The following is a 21411-nucleotide window of genomic DNA, read 5'->3' on the forward strand; positions in this document are numbered from 1 at the left end:
ATGAGCACAGGCACTATTCTCGACAAGATTATCGCCCGCAAGCAGGAAGAGATTGCCATCGGCAAGAACAATTACACCTTGGGCGATTTGCAATCCATGGCAGAAAACCAGCGCAAGGCGCGGGGGTTTATTGCCAGCCTGTTCGACCGGGTGAGAGATCACCAGCCGGCGGTAATTGCCGAAATCAAGAAGGCGTCACCCAGTAAAGGTGTGATCCGCGATGATTTCGACCCGGTGTCGATTGCCCGTAGTTACGAAGCTAACGGCGCAGCCTGCCTGTCGGTGCTCACCGACAAGGATTTTTTCCAGGGCGATGAGCATTATTTGCGTGCTGCCCGCAACGCGGTGGATCTGCCGGTGTTACGCAAGGATTTCATGATCGATCCGTGGCAAGTTTTCGAGTCCCGGGCCATGGGGGCGGATGCGGTGCTGCTGATCGCTGCGGCGCTGTCTGATGCCCAGATGAATGAGCTGTATCATGCTGCCCAGCGGGCCGGCTGTGATGTGCTGGTGGAGGTTCATACCGAAGAAGAGCTGCACCGGGCGGTAGCCTTGAACGCCGAGCTGATCGGTATCAATAACCGTAACCTGCACACGTTTGAAACCAGCCTGGACACCACGCTGACGCTGGCACAACAAGTGCCGGGTGATCGCATGGTGGTGACTGAAAGTGGTATCCACAGCAGCGCTGACGTGCAATTGATGCGCAAGAGCGGCATCCACAGTTTTCTGGTCGGCGAAGCCTTCATGCGCGCTGAAGACCCGGGTGCTGAACTCAAGAAGTTGTTCTTCTGAGCGCAAAGGTTGCGTGCTTTTGTCGGTCGGCTTAGCCGCGCAGCGGCGTAAGCCGGCAAGTCGCTTTGGGTGAGAGGATTGGGTTGTCGGATTACGCCTTTCAGGCTCTCTGTGCCCTTGGGTGAATTCGACCTACATCCGACCCTGAAATACAAAGAGGCCGCGCCCAATCGATTGGGCGCGGCCTCTTTGCTTTAATGAACCAGTGATCTCGTCCGTGACGCTGTCAATTGTCCACTATCAACTGTCAATTTTTACCGCGTCCCGTACACCACCATGGTCTTGCCTTTTACGGAGACCAGACCCTGTTCCTCCAGGTTCTTGAGTACCCGGCCCACCATTTCCCGGGAGCAGCCGACAATGCGGCCGATTTCCTGGCGGGTGACCTTGATCTGCATGCCGTCCGGGTGCGTCATGGCATCGGGCTGCTTGCACAGGTCCAGCAGGGTGCCTGCAACACGGCCAGTCACATCCAGGAATGCCAGGTCCCCCACCTTGCGGGTGGTGGCACGCAGGCGGCCAGCGATCTGGGCGGACACCGTGAACAGGATGTCGGCGTCTTCGCGGGCCAGCTGCCGGAATTTGGCATAGCTCACCTCCGCGACTTCGCATTCGCTCTTGGCTTTCACCCAGGCGGAACGCGAGGGGTCGTTTTCAAACAGCCCCATTTCACCGAAGAAATCCCCTTCATTGAGATACGCCATGATCATTTCGCGACCATCGTCGTCCTCGATCATGACCGTCACAGAGCCTTTCAGGATGTAATACAGCGCATCCGATTCATCGCCGGCATAGATAATGGTGCTTTTCGCCGGGTATTTACGGCGGTGGCAATGGGCCAGGAAGTGGTCCAGATTTGGAATAATTTTGTTGCCGTCAGTCATGGGCGCTCAGTCTTGAAGCCAGAAAAATGTCTTAGCCAATAAGCGTATGGATATTGCCTGTTTTTATGAGTTATGCCAAGGGAACTGGCTCTCACTCTCGATTTTCACAGGGCAGGCGGTAGCTAAACCCGGATTAAGTAACGGGTTTTCGGCCAGATACGCCGATTTTCCGGGTTGGTGATATATCGGTAAATTATTCCCATCGACCTACCCTGAAAGGGGTGGCGCAGCCCCCGTGCTATGGTACTCTGCGCCCCCTTCCGGGGTGGGCGCAATCAGGCGTTCGGCCTGCGTTTGAGATGGGGTGACAGACCAGGAGATCACCATGAAAGCAGTGGTTAAGTGGCAGGGCGAAGCCTGCTATGAAGCGGAAACCGAAAGCGGCCACAAGGTGCTGATGGATGGCCCGCCGGATCACGGTGGCCAGAACCGTGGGCCGCGCCCCATGGAAACCCTGCTACTGGGCGTGGGCGGCTGTTCCTCCTTTGATGTGATCCATATTCTCAAGAAATCCCGACAGGACGTGACTGATTGCCGCTGCGAGCTGACTGCCGAGCGGGCCGATGAAGTGCCGGCGGTGTTCAGCAAGATCCACCTGCACTTTATTGTCAGCGGCAACAGCCTCAAGGAAGCCCATGTGAAACGGGCGGTTGAGTTGTCGGCAGAGAAATACTGCTCTGCCAGCATTATGCTGACACGCGGTGGTGTCGAGATCACCCATAGTTATACCATTGAAGGCTGAGGTGCCCGGTGGGTGCCTCAGTAACGCAATATGCCGGCCTGGCCGGTGATTCGCGGCGTCCTTCGGGATGTTGCAAACAAGGTAGCCGCACGGGGTGCGGTGGTGTGTTTGTCTTAACGTGGCGATGAAACGCCCATGGGGTACGGCTGTGGTGAAAGATCCCAATCCCAAGATTACGGTTCATGGTTTCAACAACCTGACCAAATCCTTGAGCTTCAATATTTTCGATATTGCTTACGCGAAGACCGAGCAGCATCGTCAGGAATATATCGAATATATTGACGAGCTGTATAACGCGGAGCGTCTCACTGAGATTCTCACCAACGTGACCAAAATCATTGGTGCCAACATTTTGAATGTGGCCCGCCAGGATTACGATCCGCAGGGTGCCAGTGTGACCATGCTGATCGCCGAGCATGAAACCCCGCCGGATGGGTCTGACTGGGACGAAGAAGCGCCGGGCCCGTTGCCGGAGACGGTGGTGGCTCACCTGGACAAGAGTCATGTGACGGTGCATACCTATCCGGAATCCCATCCAGATAACGGTATTTCCACGTTTCGAGTGGATGTGGATGTCTCCACCTGTGGTGTGATTTCCCCGCTACGTGCGTTGAATTACCTGATCCACAGTTTCGATTCCGATATCGTTACCGTGGACTATCGGGTGCGTGGCATGACCCGGGATCTGGATGGCACCAAGCACTTTATTGATCACGACATCAATTCCATCCAGAACTTCCTGACCGAAGATACCCAGAACGCCTATCAGATGATCGACGTGAATGTGTATCAGGAAAATATCTTCCACACCAAGATGCTGCTGAAGGACTTCGATATCGATAACTATCTGTTTGGTGCGGGTAGTGATGAGTTCGAGCAGGAAGAACTGGATCAGATCGAAGAGCGTTTGCGCACAGAGATGCTGGAGATTTTCTACAGCCGCAACCTAGGTTAAACCCGCAGCACGCTTCACGCTGCATGCGACACGCAAAACAAAAAGGCCGCACCTTGGGTGCGGCCTTTTTGTTGTTGGCTGCGAAGCCGCTGTAGGAGCACCACTCGAGGTGCGAACCGAGCGACAGCGAGGCAACAACCCTTTCAGGATTCGACAGATTTTTCTATCTGGAATGCCTGATCGTCCTTCGGCCGATTTCACGCTACGCGTGGTTCGCACCTCAAGATGTGCTCCTACAGGTGAAATTCTTGAAGCGTTGGTTAGATCCGGTAGGTGGTAAAGGTCATCACCTTGCTCATCAGCGTCATGGCGTGGCGTACGGGCAGAGGCAGGTCGGCGCCGCCGGCGTCTTTGGCGGTGACGGCGTGTTTGAGCTCGTCGGTTTTCATTTGCTCGAGAATGGCCCGGGTGCGCAGGTCGCTTTCCGGTACCTGATAGAGATGGGATTCCAGGTGTTTGACCACCTGATTTTCCGTTTCTGTCACGAAGCCCAGGCTCCAGCGATCACCAATCAACCCGGCGGTAGCGCCTACCGCATAGCTCATGGCATAGAACAGCGGATTGAGTTTGCTGGGCCCGCCGCCCAGTTCCTGAATGCGCTCTTCACACCAGGCCAGGTGGTCTTCCTCTTCCCGAGCGGATTCTTCCATGGCATGGCGGATATGCGGCAGGCTGGCGGTGCTGGCCTGACCCTGATAAAGCGCCTGGGCACACACCTCGCCGGTATGGTTAATGCGCATCAATCCAAGCACATGGCGGCGCTGGTCGCCGGGCAGTGTGCCCGGCTGTATGTCGCTGCCGGGACCGGTAGGCGAGGACGTGGGGCTGCGTTCGGCCTGTACGGTGCCGGGCGTGAGGGTGCGCAGGGCATTGTCGGCACGGGCCAGCAGGCGATCCAGAGGTGACAGTCGGCGTTCAGTCATAGTTATCAGCGCTGCATGCAAACACACAACATGCTTGCATGCTGAAAGAAATGGGAGATCTAGTGTAGCCTAAGAGCCCTCAAAACAAGAAGGGCGTTGCATGCCAGCGTGAAGCGTGAGGCGTGCAGGCATAAAACAATGAGTGATCTGAACGACCTGAAAATGCTGCTTGAGTCCCGCTATCCCATCGTGGTGATTGAAACCTGGGAGGAGCTGCGGGCGCTGGATTTGATTCGCCGCCTGGGGATGCGAGAGGGGCGACCGGTGTTTGGCTGGAATGCGGTGGATGGCCTGCGCCGACTGGAACTGGAAGACAGTCCCAGCCAGAAACACACCATTGAACCGGATGCCATGCTGGGACAGATTCGCGGTACCAATGAGCCGGGGATCTATGCGCTGTGTGATCTGCACCCTTATCTGGACGGTGAGCCAAAGCACGTCCGGTTGCTCAAGGAAATCGCCCTGCACCATGAGCGCCTGCATCACACTCTGGTGCTGATCAGCCATGAATTGACCATTCCCGCGGAACTGCGCCGTTATTGCACTCGCTTCAGCCTGTCCATGCCCGATGAAAAGCAGTTGGAGCACATCGTTCAGGACGAAGCGCGCCGTTTCAAGAAAGAGCGGGGCGAACGGGTGCGCGCGGACCGGGCCTCGCTGGACCGGCTGGTGCGCAACCTGCGTGGCTTGAGCGTGGAAGATGCCCGTAAGCTGGCCCGTGGGGCGATTATCCACGATGGCGCCATCACCGAGGCGGACCTGCCGGAGGTGAACAAAGCCAAGTTTGCATTGATGGAAATGGACGGCGTACTGAGCTACGAATACGACACTGACAGCTTTGCTAATGTGGGCGGGTTGCAGGGTCTGAAAGACTGGCTGGGCAAGCGTGAAAGTGCCTTCCATGGCAATCAGGGTGAAGGTATCGACTCGCCCCGTGGGGTAATGCTGGTGGGCGTGCAGGGCGGCGGTAAAAGCCTGGCGGCCAAATCGGTGGCCGGGCTTTGGGGGCTGCCGTTGCTGCGCCTGGATATGGGGGCTATCTACAACAAATTCTTCGGGGAATCCGAGCGTAATGTGCGCGAGGCGTTGGCCATGGCGGAAACCATGTCGCCCTGTGTGTTGTGGATCGATGAAATTGAGAAAGGGATTGCGGTTGGCGATAACGATGGTGGTACCTCCCGCCGGGTGCTTGGCACGTTGCTTACCTGGATGGCGGAAAACCGCAGTCAGGTGTTTATGGTCGCCACCGCCAACGATATTGAGCGATTGCCGCCGGAATTGATCCGCAAGGGGCGTCTGGACGAGATCTTCTTTGTGGATTTGCCATCCACTGAGGTGCGGGAAGTGATCTTCCGGATCCATCTGGAAAAGCGTGGACAAGCAGCGTCAGCGTTCGATCTGGCTCGGCTGGCGGAGCACAGCGATGGCTTTACTGGCGCTGAGATCGAGCAGGCGGTGGTGGCCGGATTGTATAGCGCGGGAGCCGGGGATCAGCCACTGGATCAGGCCTTGCTGGAAGCCGAGCTGGCCGCGACCGTACCGCTGTCGGTGACCATGGCGGAATCACTGGCGCGGCTACGGCAATGGTGCCAGGGGCGAGCGGTCAGTGCCGGTGCTTGATCCCCGGTTGGCGGGGTCGGAGCAGAGCCTGCTTGCTGCTTATGTGGCGGCGGTTTTGCCTGCGCTGCTGCGGGTTGCTGAGTTCAGCTCGTTCAGTCGCGCTTTTCGTCGTTGGCGATCCATGAGTCCGAATCGGTGGCGTCGGGGCGGGTAAAGCGCACCAGCGTTTCGCGCAGCACATTTAATTCCACCGGCTTGGGCAGGTGGGCGTTCATGCCCGCTGCCAGGCTGCGGTCCTTGTGCTCACGCAGGATATGGGCCGTCAGGGCCACAATGGGGACGGCAGGAAGCGCCTGTTTCTGCTCCTGTGCCCGGATCATCCGGGTGGCCTCAAAGCCATCCATTTCCGGCATTTCGCAATCCATCAGGATCAGGTCGTAGCGCGTGCTGCTGGCCAGCTCTAGCGCTTCCTTGCCGTTGGAGGCGATATCCGCCTTCAGGCCCAATTTGCCCAGCATGCCGCGAATCACCTTCTGGCTCAGGTAATGGTCTTCTGCCACCAGCAGTTTCAGCCCCGGGTCCGGCTGGTGTTGTGGTCTGCTGTGTTCTGGCATCGACGGATGCCCCAAGCCTAATTCTTCTGCCAGTGCCTGGCGCAGTCGCGGCGCGGAGACGGGCTTGGACAGCACACGGTGAATGCCCACGTTGCGGGCCTGGGTGGCGGTGGGCGCATTGTTGATGCCGGTGAGCATGACGAGCACGGTGGGGTGCACAATGACCGGGTCTTCATGGATGCGGGCAGCCAGCTGCATGCCGTCCATGCCAGGCATGTGGTGATCGAGGACAACGATATCGTAAGGCTCGTTGATATTGGCCTGGGTGCGCAGGGATGCGAGGGCCTCGCGTGGGTCGTGGCAGGCGGTGACGCGCATGCCCCACGAGAGGGCGTGGTGGCGCAATACCCGGGTTACGGTGCTGGAGTCGTCCACTACCAACAGGCTACGCCCGGAGAGCGCGGTTGTGTCCACGTTGGAGCTTGGTGTGGGGGCATCTTCGGCCGGTAGTGGCACCACGAACCAGTAATGCACCTCCTTATGATCCTGCAGGGTGCCCATGCGCCCACCCAGGGCTTCCACTAATTGTTCGGCAATGGCCAGGCTCAGGTGGCTGCTCTCGTTTTGCTTCTGGTTGTCCCGCAAGCGTTTGAAGGTTTCCTCGTTCATGGCGCTGCCGGTGAAACCAAAACGAACGCGGTCGGCCTGTCCGGTGGGTTCCATGGAAACGTCCACCACCATTTCCCCGGGGTGGCCATGGCGAATCAAGGCCCCCGTCAGGTTGGTGAGAATCTGGCGCAAGCGGCCGGCATCGCCAACCACCCGGCCCGGCACATTGGTGTGCACATGGGTGATCAGTTCTATCTGCTTTTCTTCCGCCCGTTCCTTGAATAGATCAACGGCTTCCATGACCAGGTCATGAATATCCAGTGCGCTGTGGTTGATGTCGGTGCCGCGGGTGGAGAGCTGCGAGTGCTCCAGGACATCGTTGATGATGCGCAGCAGGTTGTCACCGGCGTTTTGAATAGCGCCGACGCACTCGCGTTGGTTGGGGGTCAGCGGGGTGTCGGCAAGGATCTCCGCCATGCCGAGGATGCCGCTGAGCGGGGTGCGCACATCATGGCCAATCCGGGACAGGGTTTCCCGGCGTGTGGCATCCACGGTTTCCGCGACGGCCTGTGAGCGCTGTTGTTCGATGTTTAGAAGTGCTTGATGGCGATGGCTGACCCGCAAGCCGATGCCAAGGGTGACGGCTTCCAGCACGGTGGTTGCCAGCAGCCATTGAGGCAGTTCTGCGCTAGTTTGCAAGATGCCCAGATAGGCCAGGCAAACCAGCAGGGCAGGGCCGCTGACCAGGACAGTGGTCAGGAAAAATAACCCGCCACCATTCAGTTCCCGATGCCAGCTGGTGTAGCCCAGAACCAGCAGAATAAATGCGGCCAGGCTGACGGTGGCAAAGCTGAGGCTGGCGGCCAGGGCAATGGGGAGTGCGAGCGTCAGGGGAATGATGGCGAGCGCGCCCCACTTGAGCATTAGCGTGATGCGGTGCAGAAGCGGGGCCTTGATGGAAAGATCGAAAAAGGAGCGCGCCACCCCGGTGGCGGAAAACAGCGCGACCATCATCATCACGAACAGGGTACGGGGCTGGACGGTGCTGTTCTCGGTGAGCGACAGGGGAAGATAACCGGCCAGCACCAGGCTGATGGTCAGGATGGAGAGAATAAAGCCGCAATGGTAGAAGTAGGTGCTCCCGCCCCGCATGGCGCCGGCGATCAGGTTGTAGATGGCGAGAATCAGCAGGGCGCCGGCGAGCAGCATGTACACGGTGTTGGTGTGGCTCTGTTGTGCCACCTGGGCGTTGATGCCGTTCAGGGTGAGGCCGTAAGTGAGATAGCCCTGGGGCTGGAGCTGCAGGTAAATCAGCTGTGGTTCACCGGCGGGCAGGTGTAGCCGGTAGCTGGCCTCCCGGCCGGGTATGCGTTGCTCCTGGCTTGCCTGGATGTAATGACCATCGGCGCCGGGCAGGAATACGCGGGCATTGGGGTTGCCTTTGAGGATCAGTGCGTAGTCCTGTTTATTGCTCAGTTCGTTTTGCAGGGCGACGCGCACCCACCAGGCGCCGGCGCGAATCCCCAGCCGTTCGATATAGCGTGTGGCGGGTTGGAAATGCCCGGTAACAGGGGGTTGGCTGATGGTGCCAATATCCGCGTTGCCGGAGGCATCACGGTAATATTCGGAATAGATGGTGATGCGTGCCTGGTCGGGCTGGCTATGGACGACGAAGGGCGGCGGGATGTCTGCGAAGACCGCATTGGCGCTGGCGCACAGGGCCAGCACCAGAAGAAAGAATAGAGAGTCAGGCCTGTTCAGCCTCAGCATGGGATTCTTCTTTTGCATCCGTCGGTTTTCCCCGGTCAAGCACATAGGCGTTCAAGCCTGCTTCGGAGAGGATATAGGCTCCAAGCTCACTACGTCGACCGTCACCGCATACCACGTAGAAAAAATCCTTCTCGAGGTTCTGGACTTCACGGCGTAATTCATTGAGCGGCAGGTTGCGAGCACCGGGGGTGCGGTCATGGCGGAATTCCATGGGCAGGCGCACATCCACCAGGATGCAGGCAGTGTCGGCTTCCAGCACCATGGTGTCCAGCTCATCTTCGGTGACGTGGCGAATGACCGAGTCCTGCAGAATAGCCTGAAAGTCATTTTTACCCAGGCACATCAGCACACCATCGCTGGTCATGGTGATCGTGGCGTTGCGGGGGCTGTCGCTGATCAGGGCGTCTTCGCCGAAAAAACGGCCGGCAGAAAGGGCAGCCAGGGTTTCCTGCTTGGCGCCCTTGACGCGGGTGACCATGGCTTTGCCTTGTTTAATCACGAACAGGGTGTCGCCGTCTTCGCCTTCGGTGACAATGGTTTCACCCAGCTGGACTTCGCGTTCCTCGAATTTCACGAACAGGCTGTGAATCATGGCCGGGGGCACTGCGGAGAACAGTTCCGAGGAAAGCAGTGCGTCCATCCAGTCCCGCTCATTTTCATCGTCGTCTTCGTCAAGCATGGACTCGGCGGCCTGGGTCCAGGTCATCAGCAGGTCCAGCTTGTTGCGGTCGATGGCGTAGAGCGTGGTCGTTTCGGCGGTAATGGCGTTGATGGTGTGTTCGGCGTAGTTGTCGATGGCCAGGTAGTTTTCATCGTCGTCGGCGGTGAAATGGCGCACCTGAAAACTGGCGTCGGTGAGATCCAGTGCGCCTTCGACTAGAAAGTAGGCCTTGTCGCTGCTTTGGCCGCGCTTGAACAGGAGTCGACCGGGACCAATCTTGATGACCTCAATTTGGCCCTGGATTTCATTGCGGTGGGATTCGCTGAGGCAGTCAAAAGGAATGAAATCCTCAAGACGTGACATATCCGCCGTTTGATTCGACATGGCAACCCCCGAAGGTGTGTTGGTGGGTGAGCCGGGTCCGGCTCACCTTTAATTCTTAGTTGCCTGTACTTTATGCTTTTTCGCGGGCCACTGCACGGTAGCCGATGTCGGAACGGTATTGGGCGTCGCGCCATGTGATCTGCTTCACACCCTCATAGGCGTTGGCTTGAGCTTCGCCCACGGTGTCGCCGACGCCGGTGACACACAGGACCCGGCCACCACTGGTGACCACCTGGCCATCTTTCTCGGCGGTGCCTGCGTGGAACACTTTCACCGTGTCGGAGTCGGCCTGGTCCAGCCCTTCGATCACGTCACCCTTGTTGTAGCTGTCCGGGTAACCGCCGGCGGCCATGACCACACCGAGGGTGGGGCGCGGGTCCCACTGGATGTCGGTCTGGTCCAGTTTGCCGTCCAGTGCGGCCAGGCACAGCTCGGCCAAGTCGGATTGCAGACGCATCAGGATCGGCTGGGTTTCCGGGTCGCCGAAGCGGCAGTTGTACTCGATCACCTTGGGGGCGCCCTGGGGGCTGATCATCAGGCCCGCGTACAGGAAGCCGGTGTAGGGCATGCCTTCAGCGGCCATGCCTTCCACGGTGGGGGTGATGACCTCGTCCATGATGCGCTGGTAGACCGTATCGGTGACCACCGGGGCCGGGGAGTAAGCGCCCATACCGCCGGTGTTGGGGCCGGTGTCGCCGTCGCCAACGCGTTTGTGATCCTGGCTGGTGGCCATGGGCAATACATTCTTGCCGTCTACCATGACGATAAAGCTGGCTTCTTCGCCTTCCAGAAACTCTTCCACCACCACCCGGTGGCCAGCATCGCCAAACTTGTTGCCGTCCAGCATGTCGCGGACCGCGTCTTCGGCTTCCTGTAGAGTCATGGCGACGATCACGCCCTTGCCGGCGGCCAGGCCGTCGGCCTTGATGACGATGGGGGCACCCTGCTCACGGACGTAGGCCAGCGCTTCGTCCATGTCCGTGAAGTTGCCGTAGGCACCGGTGGGAATGTTCTGGCGGGCCAGAAAATCCTTGGTGAAGGCTTTGGAGCCCTCCAGCTGCGCGGCCGCCTTGCTGGGGCCAAAGCACTTCAGGCCGTTTTCCTGAAAGGCATCCACCAGGCCTTCCACCAGTGGCGCTTCCGGGCCGACGATGGTCAGGTCGATGCCGTTGTCCCTGGCGAAGGCCAGCAGGGCCGGCTGGTCCAGTACATCGATGGCCACGTTTTCCAGCTTGGCTTCACGGGCGGTACCGGCGTTGCCGGGAGCCACGAAAACCGTCTCAACCTGTTCTGCCTGCGCCACTTTCCAGGCCAGCGCATGCTCGCGGCCACCGCCGCCGATGATGAGTACCTTCATGATTTCTCTCACTCCGTTCGAGTGCATGCACGCACCACGCTTCACGCTGGCACGCAAAAAGCGTGGTGCGTGTAGCGTGCCGGCGTGTAAGCGTTAATGCCTGAAATGACGCATGCCGGTGAAGACCATGGCCATGCCGGCTTCGTCGGCGGCTTTGATGACTTCTTCGTCGCGGATTGAGCCGCCGGGCTGAATCACGCAGCTGATGCCCACCTTGGCGGCGTTGTCGATGCCGTCGCGGAAGGGGAAGAAAGCATCGGATGCCATCACCGAGCCTTCCACCTGCAGACCGGCGTGCTCGGCCTTGATGGCGGCGATGCGCGCGGAGTTCACCCGGCTCATCTGGCCGGCGCCCACGCCTACCGTCTGACGATTTTTGGCGTAGACGATGGCATTGGATTTGACGAACTTGGCCACTTTCCAGGCGAAGATCAGATCGTGCATTTCCGCTTCGGTGGGGGCACGCTTGGTGACCACTTTCAGCTCACCTTCGGTGATCATGCCAAGGTCACGGTCCTGCACCAGCAGGCCGCCGTTGACACGTTTGTAGTCCAGTCCGGAAGCCTCTGCGCCCTCCATTTCACCACACACCAGTACCCGCACATTCTTTTTGGCGGCGGTGATGGCCAGCGCTTCTTCTGTGGCGCTGGGGGCGATGATCACTTCCACAAACTGGCGATCGACGATGGCCTGGGCGGTGGCGGCATCCAGTTCGCGGTTGAAGGCAATGATGCCGCCGAAGGCGGATTCGGTATCGGTGGCGAAGGCCAGATCATAGGCGGTGGTAATGCCGTCCAGACTGACCGCCACGCCGCAGGGATTGGCGTGCTTGACGATCACGCAGGCCGGCTTGGTGAAGCCTTTTACGCATTCCAGTGCGGCGTCGGTATCCGCAATGTTGTTGTAGCTCAGTTCCTTGCCCTGCAGCTGTTTCGCGGTGGCGATGGATGCCGGGGCCGGGTTGCGCTCGGTGTAGAAAGCCGCTTTTTGGTGAGGGTTCTCGCCATAGCGCATGTTCTGGGTTTTTTCGAAGTTCAGGTTAATGGTGCGCGGGAAGTCCTGATTGTTCTCACCGACTTTTTTGCCAAAGTAGTTGGCAATGGCGCTGTCATAGGCGGCGGTGTGCTCGAACGCCTTGATGGCCAGGTCGAAGCGCAGCGTGTCGGACAGGGCGCCGTTGTTGGCGGCCATGTCGTCGAGTACGCGCTGGTAGTCGCTGGCATTGGTGACGATGCCCACGCTGGCATTATTCTTGGCTGCTGAACGCACCATGGTCGGGCCACCGATATCGATGTTCTCGATGGCGTCTTCCAGGGAGCAATCCGGGTTGGCAACGGTGGCTTCGAACGGGTACAGGTTAACCACCACCAGATCGATGCGGCTGATATCGTTGTCGGCCATGACCTGTTCATCCTGGCCGCGACGGCCAAGGATGCCGCCGTGCACTTTCGGATGCAGGGTTTTTACCCGGCCGGCCATCATTTCCGGGAAACCGGTGTAGTCGGAGACTTCGCGTACCGCGATGCCTTCGTCCTGCAGTTTCTTGTAGGTACCGCCAGTGGAAAGAATTTCCACGCCCTGCCCGGCCAGGGCCTTGGCAAATTCGACGATGCCCGTTTTGTCGGAAACACTGATCAGTGCACGTTCAACCGCGTTGCTCATAAGTCACCTTTGGTGATGCTTGCACGCTGCCACGTATCAGGCTGGCACGCGCTGGCGTGCGAACAGGATTGGCGTGGGGCGTGAAGCGTGTTTGCGTAAATCGAGTTGACCAAAAACAAAAAAAGGGCAGTAGTGTCTACTGCCCCGGTTCTTCCTGGCCCGCTGTTACAGCAGGCCGTACTGCTTGAGTTTCTTGCGCAAGGTGCCGCGGTTCAGGCCCAGCAGCTCGGCGGCTTTGGTCTGGTTACCACGGGTGTACTCGAGTACTTTCTCAAGCAGGGGGATTTCCATCTCAGCCAGTACCATCGGGTAGAGCTCGCTCACGGCTTCGCCGTCCAGCTGGTTGAAATAATCGTTTAACGAACGTCGCACACAATTGCGCAAGGTATCGTGGGTTTCACTGCGCGCAATAGTGAGATGCGGCTGCTTTCGTGCTTCAGCGGTGTTCATTTCAGTAAGTGTCCGTGCAGCGGCTGTGTTAACTGAAGAAAGGGTCATGCGGCCAGGGCTCCGTTTTTCTTCCGGGCAGACACCTCGCCATAACGACCGAAACGAACCCGGTCGGTAGTGGCGCTGATCTGTTGGAAAAACTGCTCGATTGCCACGCATTGGTCGGTGGCATTTTCCAGTGTGTTAAACCCGCGCCGGAAGTCTTCCCCATCGGGCAGGTTCTGTGTGTACCAGCCCAAGTGCTTGCGTGCGATACGCACCCCCATGAACTCACCATAAAAATGATGCAGTTCGGACAGGTGCTGCTGCACGCAGTCATGGACTTCCGTTACTAACGGCGCTGCGGGCAGCGAGCCGTGCTCGAGGTAATACAGGGTGTCCCGGAAGATCCACGGGTTACCCTGAGCAGCGCGGCCGATCATGATACCACCGGCGCCGGTGGATTCCAGTACCCGTTTAGCTTTTTCCGGGCTATCCACGTCTCCGTTAGCCATTACCGGAATATTCACCGCGTCCACCACCTGCTTGATGGTGGTGTATTCGGCGTCTCCGTTGAACTTGTCGGCGCGGGTGCGCCCGTGAATGGCGAGGGCCTGGATACCGGCGGCTTCGGCGATGCGGGCAATGGTCAGGGCATTGCGCTGATCGCGGTCGGGGCCGGTACGGATTTTCAGGGTGACGGGGACATCCACCGCATTGACCACCGCATCCAGGATGCGGGTGACCAGATCCGGGTCGGCCAGCAGGGCGGACCCTGCGGCGCGCTTGCACACTTTTTTCGCCGGGCAGCCCATATTGATATCAATGATCTGGGCGCCGTGGTCCACGTTGGCGCGGGCCGCTTCTGCCAGCATGGTCGGCTCGCCGCCGGCAATCTGCACAGAAATGGGGCCCGGTTCGCCGCTGTGATCCAGCCGTTGGCGAGACTTTCGAGAGTTCCACAGACGGGTGTCCGAGGTCACCATTTCCGACACCAGCAGGCCGGCCCCCAGGTCCCTGCACAAACGCCGGAAAGGGCGATCCGTGACGCCGGCCATGGGGGCCAGAATCAGGGAATTGGGCAGGTTATAGGGTCCGATCTGCATGCGCCGGTTTGGGGTGTCTAAAAGGGGGGACAATGATAGAGATCGACGGCCCGGGATGAAAGGGCAGCCTGCCATGAGCTGACGGGCTGCCGATCGATTTCTATTGAATGAGGCGTGCGAGGCGCGTTTAGCGCTGACTGACCTGGTCGCGGGGCTGTGGTGCCGGCAACAGGCGCAGGTTGTAGTTCACTGCCTTGTCGCCCGGGTCCACAATTTCCAGCGAGATATGCAGCGGGGTGCGTGTGGGCATGGTCTCCATGCCGAGCAGATCCCCTTGCAGGTATTCCTGTGGGGTGAAGCGTCGGCTGGCTACGGGGCCGCCATTGAGGGCGCTGAAGCTCAGTTCCAGTTCCGGGAAGGGCTGGGGGTACTTGGCTTCATTGAACAGGATAGCGTCCACAATCAGGGCGTTGGCGTAATTCGGGTGGCTGCGTACCACCAGATTGGCGCCACGTAGCTGGGTGATGTCTGAGCGGCTGGGCAGGTGGCAGCCGAGCACATCACAGGCCTGCTGATACAGGGGGCGCCATTGCGGGCTACGGGCCAGGTCATTGAAATTGAAGAAGGCGTATTGGCCGACCAGCACGACCAGGGCAATAACCGAAAGGGAGGTCCACTTGAGCATGCCGCCCCAGTCCCGGCGCTGGCGGAAATGGTTGTCACGTTCACGCACTGGCTTGCCGATGGGGACGGGCTCTTCATAGAGGTCATCGCCAAACAGGTCCAATCCACCGAACAGGCTGTCATCGTCGTCCTCGGGCTCTGCCGGTCGGGATTGTTTTGGCGCTGGAGTGTCTGTTGTTTTGCGCACTGCCGGCTGCTCAGGGGCTGAGTGGCTGGCGGGAGCGGGCGTGGTTGTTTCGCCGGGGGTGGGCTCGGCGGGGTCGTCGTCTTCCAGCTCCTGCAGCAGGGCTTCGGCCCAGGATTCGTCGGCATTTTCATGGTGGCTGGCCCGGCCGGCGCCATGCATGTCGGCGAAGTCTTCGCCCAGCCCACCAGCGGGGTCATCTGCATCCAGGTTCATGAACGAGTCGCTTAACTCCATGCCCTGAATGCTCAGGCCATCGGCGTCAGCGCCGTCATCGTCGCCAAATTTCTGCTCGTCCCCGGAAGAGGCTGCGTCACTGTGGGTGCCGTCCAGCGCGCCGGCCCAGCGATCCTGCGGGGCGGCTTGTTGCGGTGCCGGGGGGTCAACCAGGTAATCATTGGCCTGGAATATCTGCAGGCAAGAGCCACACCGTACTGCACCGCGTGCCTGTTTCAGGTGTTCATCGGTAATCTTGAACTGGGCTGCACAGTGGGGGCAGCGCGTCTTGTATTGGGTGGCCATGGCTTTCGCCTGAATTGTTATTGGACGAGATGCAACATGCTGCACGCGACAGGCTTTCACACAACCCCGGAATCCCTACAGTGCGTGCAGATGGGTCAGGTATGTTTTACAGAAAAACCGGGACAGGCCGCAAGGACCTGTCACTCAGTTTTCCCTGAATCTGTGGATTCAGGTGACGCGGCGCACCCCGTCAATGCGTACCCAGTCACCCTGTTGGGTGGTGGGGGTCAGATCAAACCAGGGGGAATAGGCGGTGCGGACCGATTCTGCCTGTTCCGCCAAAATGCCGGACAGAGCAAGAGTGCCTCCGGGTCGACAGTAGCGGGCCAGCAGCCCGGACAATTCCACCAGCGGGCCGGCCAGGATGTTGGCGACCAGTACGTCGCACTGGTAATCCGCGGGCATCTGCTCCGGCAGGTGCAGGGTGAGCGAGTCTGCCACGCCATTATTACGGGCATTGTCTTCACTGGCGATCAGTGCCTGGGGATCGATATCCGTGCCGGTGGTATCGCCGGCGCCGAGTAGCAGCGCGGCGATGGCCAGCACCCCGGAGCCGCAGCCGAAATCGAGCACGGTTTTGCCGTGCAGGTCAGCGCCGTCCAGCCATTGCAGGCACAGCGAGGTGGTCTCGTGGGTGCCGGTGCCGAAGGCAAGGCCCGGGTCCAGCTTCAGGTTTACGGCTTGCGGGTCTGGCGCCTCGCTCCAGCTGGGAATGATCCACAGGCGCTCACCAAATTGCATGGGCGAGAAGTCGTCCATCCAGGCCCGCTCCCAGGTCTGGTCTTCCAGGGTTTCGTGGTGGCTGGCTTCTGCATTCAGTCCCTGGGCGGTGAGGGCGGCGAGTATCAGCTCGGGAGTCTGGTCCTGCTCAAACAGGGCGCTGACCACGGTGTTCTGCCACAACGGCCGGGTGCCGGGCGGTGGTTCGAACACCGGCTGGTCGGCACCGTCAGTCAGTGTCACGGCCACGGCGCCGAGGTTTTCCAGTGCAGCCTGAAAGGCATCGGCGTGTTGTTCGGTGGTGGCAAGGTGGAGCTGAAGCCAGGCCATGGATACTCCTGCAAGACGTTGTGATGTACGGGTGGTGTGATGTACGGGCGTAAAGTGGCGGCAGTCTAGCGGATTCTGCGGCCCTGTGCTGCCTGTCGTTATGCTGGGCGGTTCGCTGGTGCGGTAATGTTTTTGCCGTTGCCGGGCCAGAAAAGCAAAGGCCGCGCCGGGTTAGCGGGCGCGGCCTTTATTGTGGCGCAGAGGAAAAAGCCGGCGCTTACTGATCGCCCAGCTTTTTCTCCAGGTGGTGAATATCCACTCCGCCTTCAATGAACGCCTTGTCCTTGAAGATTTTGTCGCGGTGCAGAGCGATATTGGTCTTGATGCCTTCTACCACGATTTCGTCCAGCGCGTTTTTCATGCGCGCAAAGGCGATGTCACGGCTTTCCCCCCAGGTGATCAGCTTGCCTATCAGGGAATCGTAGTAGGGGGGGACGGTGTAGCCACTGTAAATGTGGGAGTCCACCCGGACGCCGTTGCCGCCAGGCGCATGGAAGTAGGAAATTTTCCCAGGGCAAGGAGTGAAACGCACCGGATCTTCCGCGTTCACGCGTACTTCGATGGCGTGGCCCTGGAACTGCACGTCGGCCTGTTGCAGCGCCAGCCCTTCACCGCCGGCGATTCGCAGTTGCTCTTTGACGATATCCACCCCGGTGACCATTTCGGTAACCGGGTGCTCTACCTGAACCCGGGTGTTCATCTCGATGAAGTAGAAACGCTCGTCTTCATAGAGGAATTCGAACGTGCCGGCGCCCCGGTAGTTGATGGTCTTGCAGGCATCCACGCAGCGCTGGGCGACTTCGTCTTTCAGGTGCTGTGGGATGTCGGGGGCCGGGGCTTCCTCCACCACTTTCTGATGGCGGCGTTGCAGTGAGCAATCGCGGTCACCCAGATGGATCGCATGGCCAGCACCGTCAGCCAGTACCTGCACTTCCACATGTCGCGGTTTCTGCAGGAATTTTTCCATGTAGACGGTGGCATCGCCGAAGGCGTTTTTGGCTTCCGAGCGGGTCAGGGTGATGGCGTTGAGCAGGTGTTTGGCTTCATCCACGACGCGCATGCCGCGGCCACCACCACCGGCGGCGGCCTTGATGATGACCGGGTAACCAATCTGTTTGGCCATGGCCAGTGAGGCATCATCATCGTCCCCGATGGGACCATCAGAGCCGGGCACGGTGGGGACGCCGGCTTTTTTCATGGCCTCGATGGCCGCAACCTTGTTGCCCATCAGGCGGATGGTGTCTGCTTTCGGGCCGATAAAGGTGAAACCGGAGCGTTCCACGCTTTCGGCAAAGTCCGCGTTTTCCGCCAAGAAGCCGTAGCCGGGGTGAATGCCGTCGGCATCGGTGACTTCCGCTGCGCTGATCAGGGCAGGGATGTTCAGGTACGAATCGGTGGATGACGCGGGGCCGATACACACGGCTTCGTCGGCCAGGCGTACGTGCATCAGGTCCCGGTCGGGCTTGGAGTAAACGGCCACGGTGCGGATGCCCAGCTCCTTGCAGGCGCGAAGGATACGCAGAGCAATCTCGCCACGGTTGGCAATGACGACCTTTTCCAGCATGAGATGCCTCCGTTAAACGATGGAGAACAGAGGCTGGTCGAATTCAACCGGCTCGCCGTCTTCTACCAGAATGGCATCCAGCGTGCCGGACTTGTCGGCCTCGATCTGGTTCATCATCTTCATGGCTTCCACGATGCACAGCACATCGCCTGCCTGGACCTTCTGGCCCACTTCGGCAAAGGACGCCGCACCCGGCGACGGGGAGCGATAGAAGGTGCCGACCATGGGGGAGCGCACCAGATGGCCGCTGGGCGTGTTGTCTACCGGCGCAGGGGCTTCGGTGGCAGAGGGAGCCGGAGCAGGTGCCGGCGCTGGTGCCTGTGGCGCGGCGTAATAGTGCGCCGGCGCTGCGGGTTGGCGTGAGCCGCGGCTGATGCGGACGGACTCTTCCCCTTCACAGATCTCCAGCTCTTCAATGCCGGACTCTTCGAGCAGCTCAATCAGTTTCTTGATTTTGCGAATATCCATGTTCAGTCATCCAGTTGTTCGAGAGCAGCGGTGAGTGCCAGCGCATAGCCGGTGGCACCGAGACCGCAGATAACGCCCTTGGCAATATCGGAAAAATAAGAGTGGTGGCGGAAGGCTTCCCGGGCATGCACGTTGGACAGATGCACTTCGATAAAGGGAATGTTCACCGCCAGCAGGGCATCGCGCAGAGCCACACTGGTGTGAGTGAACGCCGCCGGGTTGATGATGATGAAGTCGATTCCCTCGGTGCGGGCATCGTGAACGCGTTCGACCAGCTCGTATTCCGCGTTGCTTTGCAGATGCTGCAGGTGATGGCCGGCCGTGCTGGCCTGTTCCTGCAGTTGCTGGTTGATATCCGCCAGGGTGGTGTGGCCGTACTTGTCCGGCTCGCGGGTACCGAGCAGATTCAGGTTTGGGCCATGTAAGACCAGAATGGAAGCCAAAACGGGTCCCCTTGCGAATTTGTCGTTATTTGCAGTGATCGTGCTGGAAAAATCCAGATTAGCCCGGGCTTTCTCGCACAAATGCAATATTAGGGGCAAACCATGACAGAAAAAAGGGCTTTACAACATTCGTTACAAGTTACCGGAAGATTGCGTGATATCGGTACCATTTCATGGGGGTTGTATAGCGGGCTGGTTTGGGCTGTGAAACCGCTGCGCTCCGTTCCCCTTGCAGGCTGGCAGGGGAACGGTCGCCAGGGAAGGCGAGCGTTACAGCGTCGGCATCACTCGCTTGTCCAGATGTTCAATGAAGCGTTCCGGGCCCATCTCACCCAACACGCGAGAATCGGGGATTTCGGTGCCGGCGGGGGTAAAAAACACCAGTGCCGGCAGGCCGAGAATATTGTACTGCTCCATGATGGCCTGGCTGTCGGCGTTGATCTCGGTGATGTCCACGCGGTACAGGTCGAAGCCGTTCATGGCGTTGAGTACATCCGGGTGGCTAAGGGTGGTTTCTTCCAGCACCTTGCAGGCCACACACCATTCGGCGAAGAAATCCACCAGCACCGGTTTGCCGGCCTGGCGGGATGCGGACAGCGCCTGCTCCAGTGAGGCTTTGCCCACGATGGTCTGCCAGGGGCCGTGGTCGTTCGCGGTTGGGGCATTGCTGGGGGGCGCACTGCCAGCCACCGGGGTTGCTGGCTGGGTCATGTGTGCCAGCGGTTGCAGGGGATCTTTGCCGCCACTTAACGCGCCGACAATCATTACCGCGCCATACAGGGCCAGCACCAGGGCCAAGCCGCGCTTGAGGCGGGCCATACCTTCACCGGCAGGTTCCAGTGCGCCGAGCTGTACGCCATAGACGGCAAGCAACAGGCCGTAGAGGCCCAAGGTAATGGTGTCACCGATAATGCGATCCAGCAGCCAGATGGCCACGCCCAGCATGACCACGCCGAAGAACCGTTTGATCTCTTCCATCCACATGCCGGCACGGGGGAGCAGGCTGCCGCCGCCGGTGCCGAAGATGATCAGGGGCAGGCCCATGCCGATGGACAGGGCAAACAGGGAGGCGGCGCCGGTGGCCGCATCGCCGCTGGCGGCCACATAAATCAGGGCGCCGGCCAGGATCGGGGTGACGCAAGGGGAAACCACCAGGGCTGAGATTGTCCCCATGATGGCGGCGCCGATCAGGCTGCCGCGGGCTTCCTGCCCCGGTTGATGGAGCTTGTTGCGCAGCGCCGCCGGCAGCTGGAGCTCATACAACCCGAACATGGACAGGGCCAGTACGATAAAGACCACCACGGAAGTGATGATGGCCGCGGGTTGCTGCAGCAAGAATTGCAGGTTCAAGCCGGCGCCGAAAAGTGCCACCAGCAGGCCGGCCAAGGTATAAGGCACCGCCATGCCCAGAACATAGCTGACACTCAGTGTGAAGCCGCGGGCTGCACTGGGTTCTTTCTCTCCGGCAATGATGCCGGACAGAATTGGCACCATGGGGAAGACGCACGGGGTAAAGGCCAGTAGCAGGCCGCCCACAAAAAACAGGCCGATGATCAGGCCAAGGGGCTGGTCCTTCATCCACTGATTGAAGGCGTTGGCATCTTCGGACTGCAGTGTGTCGAGAAAGCCTGGACCAGCGCTGGAGTCAGATGCCGCTGCTGGCGGAGCGGCCACCGGCTTTTTTGTCGGTTGGGGATTGGCGAATTCGATGATTTTTTTGGTTGGCGGATAGCACAAGGTGTCTTCAATGCAGCCCTGGTAGCGCACTTCCAGTTCCGTATCTACCAGCGGCACGCTATGCAAGGGAAGAGCCAGATCCAGGCGATCGAAATACACCTGGACGTCGCCGAAGATTTCGTCGGTTTTGGCTTTGCCGGCGGGCAGGGTCAGCTCGGCAAAATCGTTAATCACATTGCCGTTGGTGTCGCGCAGTGTGAATCCAAAACGGTGCTGGTAAAGATACACCTCGTCGATCAGTTCGAAATTCAGCAGCAGTTGCTGGTTATCCCAGTCCGCATCGGCCACCAGCTGGATGGCTTCATCCACGGTGGGCAGGCGCTCTTCCTCGCCGAACAAATTGTTGGCGCTTGCCCAGGACAGTGGGGCCAAGACCAGAGCGGCGACCAGAAAACGCTGCCAGTACTGCTTCATCAAATTCTCCTTAC

18 protein-coding genes are annotated in these 21411 nt (G+C 59.6%); 4 read left to right on the forward strand and 14 right to left on the reverse strand.

The genetic code is table 11. The features are described from left to right. The gene (trpC, locus tag CL546_RS10220) at nt 1-795 is read left to right on the forward strand and encodes an indole-3-glycerol phosphate synthase TrpC (RefSeq protein WP_063521419.1); all 795 of its coding nucleotides are present in this window, start codon (nt 1-3) and stop codon (nt 793-795) included. Nucleotides 796-1049: 254 nt separating this feature from the next. Here the strand turns inward: trpC and crp are convergent, their stop codons facing one another. Beyond that, nucleotides 1050-1679: a cAMP-activated global transcriptional regulator CRP gene (gene crp / locus CL546_RS10225; protein ID WP_007151459.1), complete on the reverse strand. Its 630-nt coding sequence runs from the start codon at nt 1677-1679 to the stop codon at nt 1050-1052. Nucleotides 1680-2004: 325 nt separating this feature from the next. On the opposite strand from crp, the gene CL546_RS10230 reads away from it, so the two are divergent. Together CL546_RS10230 and speD are read left to right on the forward strand one after the other, a co-directional pair. Next, the gene (locus CL546_RS10230; protein ID WP_011589301.1) at nt 2005-2421 is read left to right on the forward strand and encodes an OsmC family protein; all 417 of its coding nucleotides are present in this window, start codon (nt 2005-2007) and stop codon (nt 2419-2421) included. A gap of 124 nt (nt 2422-2545) precedes the next feature. After that, nucleotides 2546-3376, forward strand: coding sequence for an adenosylmethionine decarboxylase (gene speD, locus CL546_RS10235; protein ID WP_007149942.1), 831 nt, complete (start codon nt 2546-2548; stop codon nt 3374-3376). Nucleotides 3377-3636: 260 nt separating this feature from the next. On the opposite strand, the gene coq7 is transcribed toward speD, so the two are convergent. Continuing rightward, the gene (gene coq7 / locus CL546_RS10240) at nt 3637-4299 is read right to left on the reverse strand and encodes a 2-polyprenyl-3-methyl-6-methoxy-1,4-benzoquinone monooxygenase (RefSeq protein WP_290494687.1); all 663 of its coding nucleotides are present in this window, start codon (nt 4297-4299) and stop codon (nt 3637-3639) included. A gap of 138 nt (nt 4300-4437) precedes the next feature. Here coq7 and CL546_RS10245 point away from each other — a divergent pair, with 138 nt between their 5' ends. Next, nucleotides 4438-5919: an AAA family ATPase gene (locus tag CL546_RS10245; RefSeq protein ID WP_290494689.1), complete on the forward strand. Its 1482-nt coding sequence runs from the start codon at nt 4438-4440 to the stop codon at nt 5917-5919. A gap of 92 nt (nt 5920-6011) precedes the next feature. Here CL546_RS10245 and CL546_RS10250 read toward each other — a convergent pair whose 3' ends face one another. The 12 genes from CL546_RS10250 to dsbD all read right to left on the reverse strand — a co-directional run bounded on the left by CL546_RS10250 (nt 6012) and on the right by dsbD (nt 21397). Continuing rightward, complete coding sequence (locus CL546_RS10250) at nt 6012-8792, reverse strand: hybrid sensor histidine kinase/response regulator (RefSeq protein ID WP_290494691.1); 2781 nt, start codon at nt 8790-8792, stop codon at nt 6012-6014. Further along, entirely contained in the window at nt 8770-9837 is a 1068-nt protein-coding gene (locus tag CL546_RS10255) for a cyclic nucleotide-binding domain-containing protein (RefSeq protein WP_290494692.1), read from the reverse strand. Before CL546_RS10255 ends, CL546_RS10250 begins: the two co-directional genes overlap by 23 nt. Nucleotides 9838-9907: 70 nt before the next feature. Then, a complete protein-coding gene (gene purD / locus CL546_RS10260) occupies nt 9908-11194 on the reverse strand; it encodes a phosphoribosylamine--glycine ligase (RefSeq protein WP_290494693.1) in 1287 nt (428 codons plus the stop codon). Between the two features lie 93 nt (nt 11195-11287). Further along, complete coding sequence (purH, locus tag CL546_RS10265; RefSeq protein ID WP_290494694.1) at nt 11288-12856, reverse strand: bifunctional phosphoribosylaminoimidazolecarboxamide formyltransferase/IMP cyclohydrolase; 1569 nt, start codon at nt 12854-12856, stop codon at nt 11288-11290. 165 nt (nt 12857-13021) lie between these two features. Further along, nucleotides 13022-13306: a DNA-binding transcriptional regulator Fis gene (gene fis, locus CL546_RS10270; RefSeq protein ID WP_007148571.1), complete on the reverse strand. Its 285-nt coding sequence runs from the start codon at nt 13304-13306 to the stop codon at nt 13022-13024. A 44-nt stretch (nt 13307-13350) separates the two neighbouring features. After that, nucleotides 13351-14391 carry a tRNA dihydrouridine synthase DusB gene (gene dusB / locus CL546_RS10275; RefSeq protein WP_290494697.1) on the reverse strand — a complete coding sequence of 347 codons (1041 nt, stop codon included), beginning with the start codon at nt 14389-14391 and terminating at the stop codon, nt 13351-13353. Nucleotides 14392-14518: 127 nt separating this feature from the next. Then, nucleotides 14519-15721 (reverse strand): zinc-ribbon and DUF3426 domain-containing protein, encoded by a 1203-nt coding sequence (locus CL546_RS10280; protein WP_290494699.1) that lies wholly within the window; start codon nt 15719-15721, stop codon nt 14519-14521. 168 nt (nt 15722-15889) lie between these two features. Next, on the reverse strand, nt 15890-16771 hold the full coding sequence (gene prmA, locus CL546_RS10285; RefSeq protein ID WP_290494701.1) for a 50S ribosomal protein L11 methyltransferase: 882 nt from the start codon (nt 16769-16771) through the stop codon (nt 15890-15892). A 217-nt stretch (nt 16772-16988) separates the two neighbouring features. After that, a complete protein-coding gene (gene accC, locus CL546_RS10290; RefSeq protein WP_290494703.1) occupies nt 16989-18335 on the reverse strand; it encodes an acetyl-CoA carboxylase biotin carboxylase subunit in 1347 nt (448 codons plus the stop codon). Nucleotides 18336-18347: 12 nt separating this feature from the next. Continuing rightward, nucleotides 18348-18803, reverse strand: coding sequence for an acetyl-CoA carboxylase biotin carboxyl carrier protein (gene accB, locus CL546_RS10295; protein WP_290494705.1), 456 nt, complete (start codon nt 18801-18803; stop codon nt 18348-18350). 2 nt (nt 18804-18805) lie between these two features. After that, entirely contained in the window at nt 18806-19246 is a 441-nt protein-coding gene (gene aroQ / locus CL546_RS10300) for a type II 3-dehydroquinate dehydratase (RefSeq protein ID WP_155132676.1), read from the reverse strand. Nucleotides 19247-19516: 270 nt separating this feature from the next. Beyond that, nucleotides 19517-21397: a protein-disulfide reductase DsbD gene (gene dsbD, locus CL546_RS10305; RefSeq protein ID WP_290494708.1), complete on the reverse strand. Its 1881-nt coding sequence runs from the start codon at nt 21395-21397 to the stop codon at nt 19517-19519. Nucleotides 21398-21411 lie beyond the last annotated feature (14 nt).

Origin of the sequence: Alcanivorax sp., from assembly GCF_002726155.1 — a bacterium.
In the GTDB taxonomy this organism is placed as follows: domain Bacteria; phylum Pseudomonadota; class Gammaproteobacteria; order Pseudomonadales; family Alcanivoracaceae; genus Alcanivorax.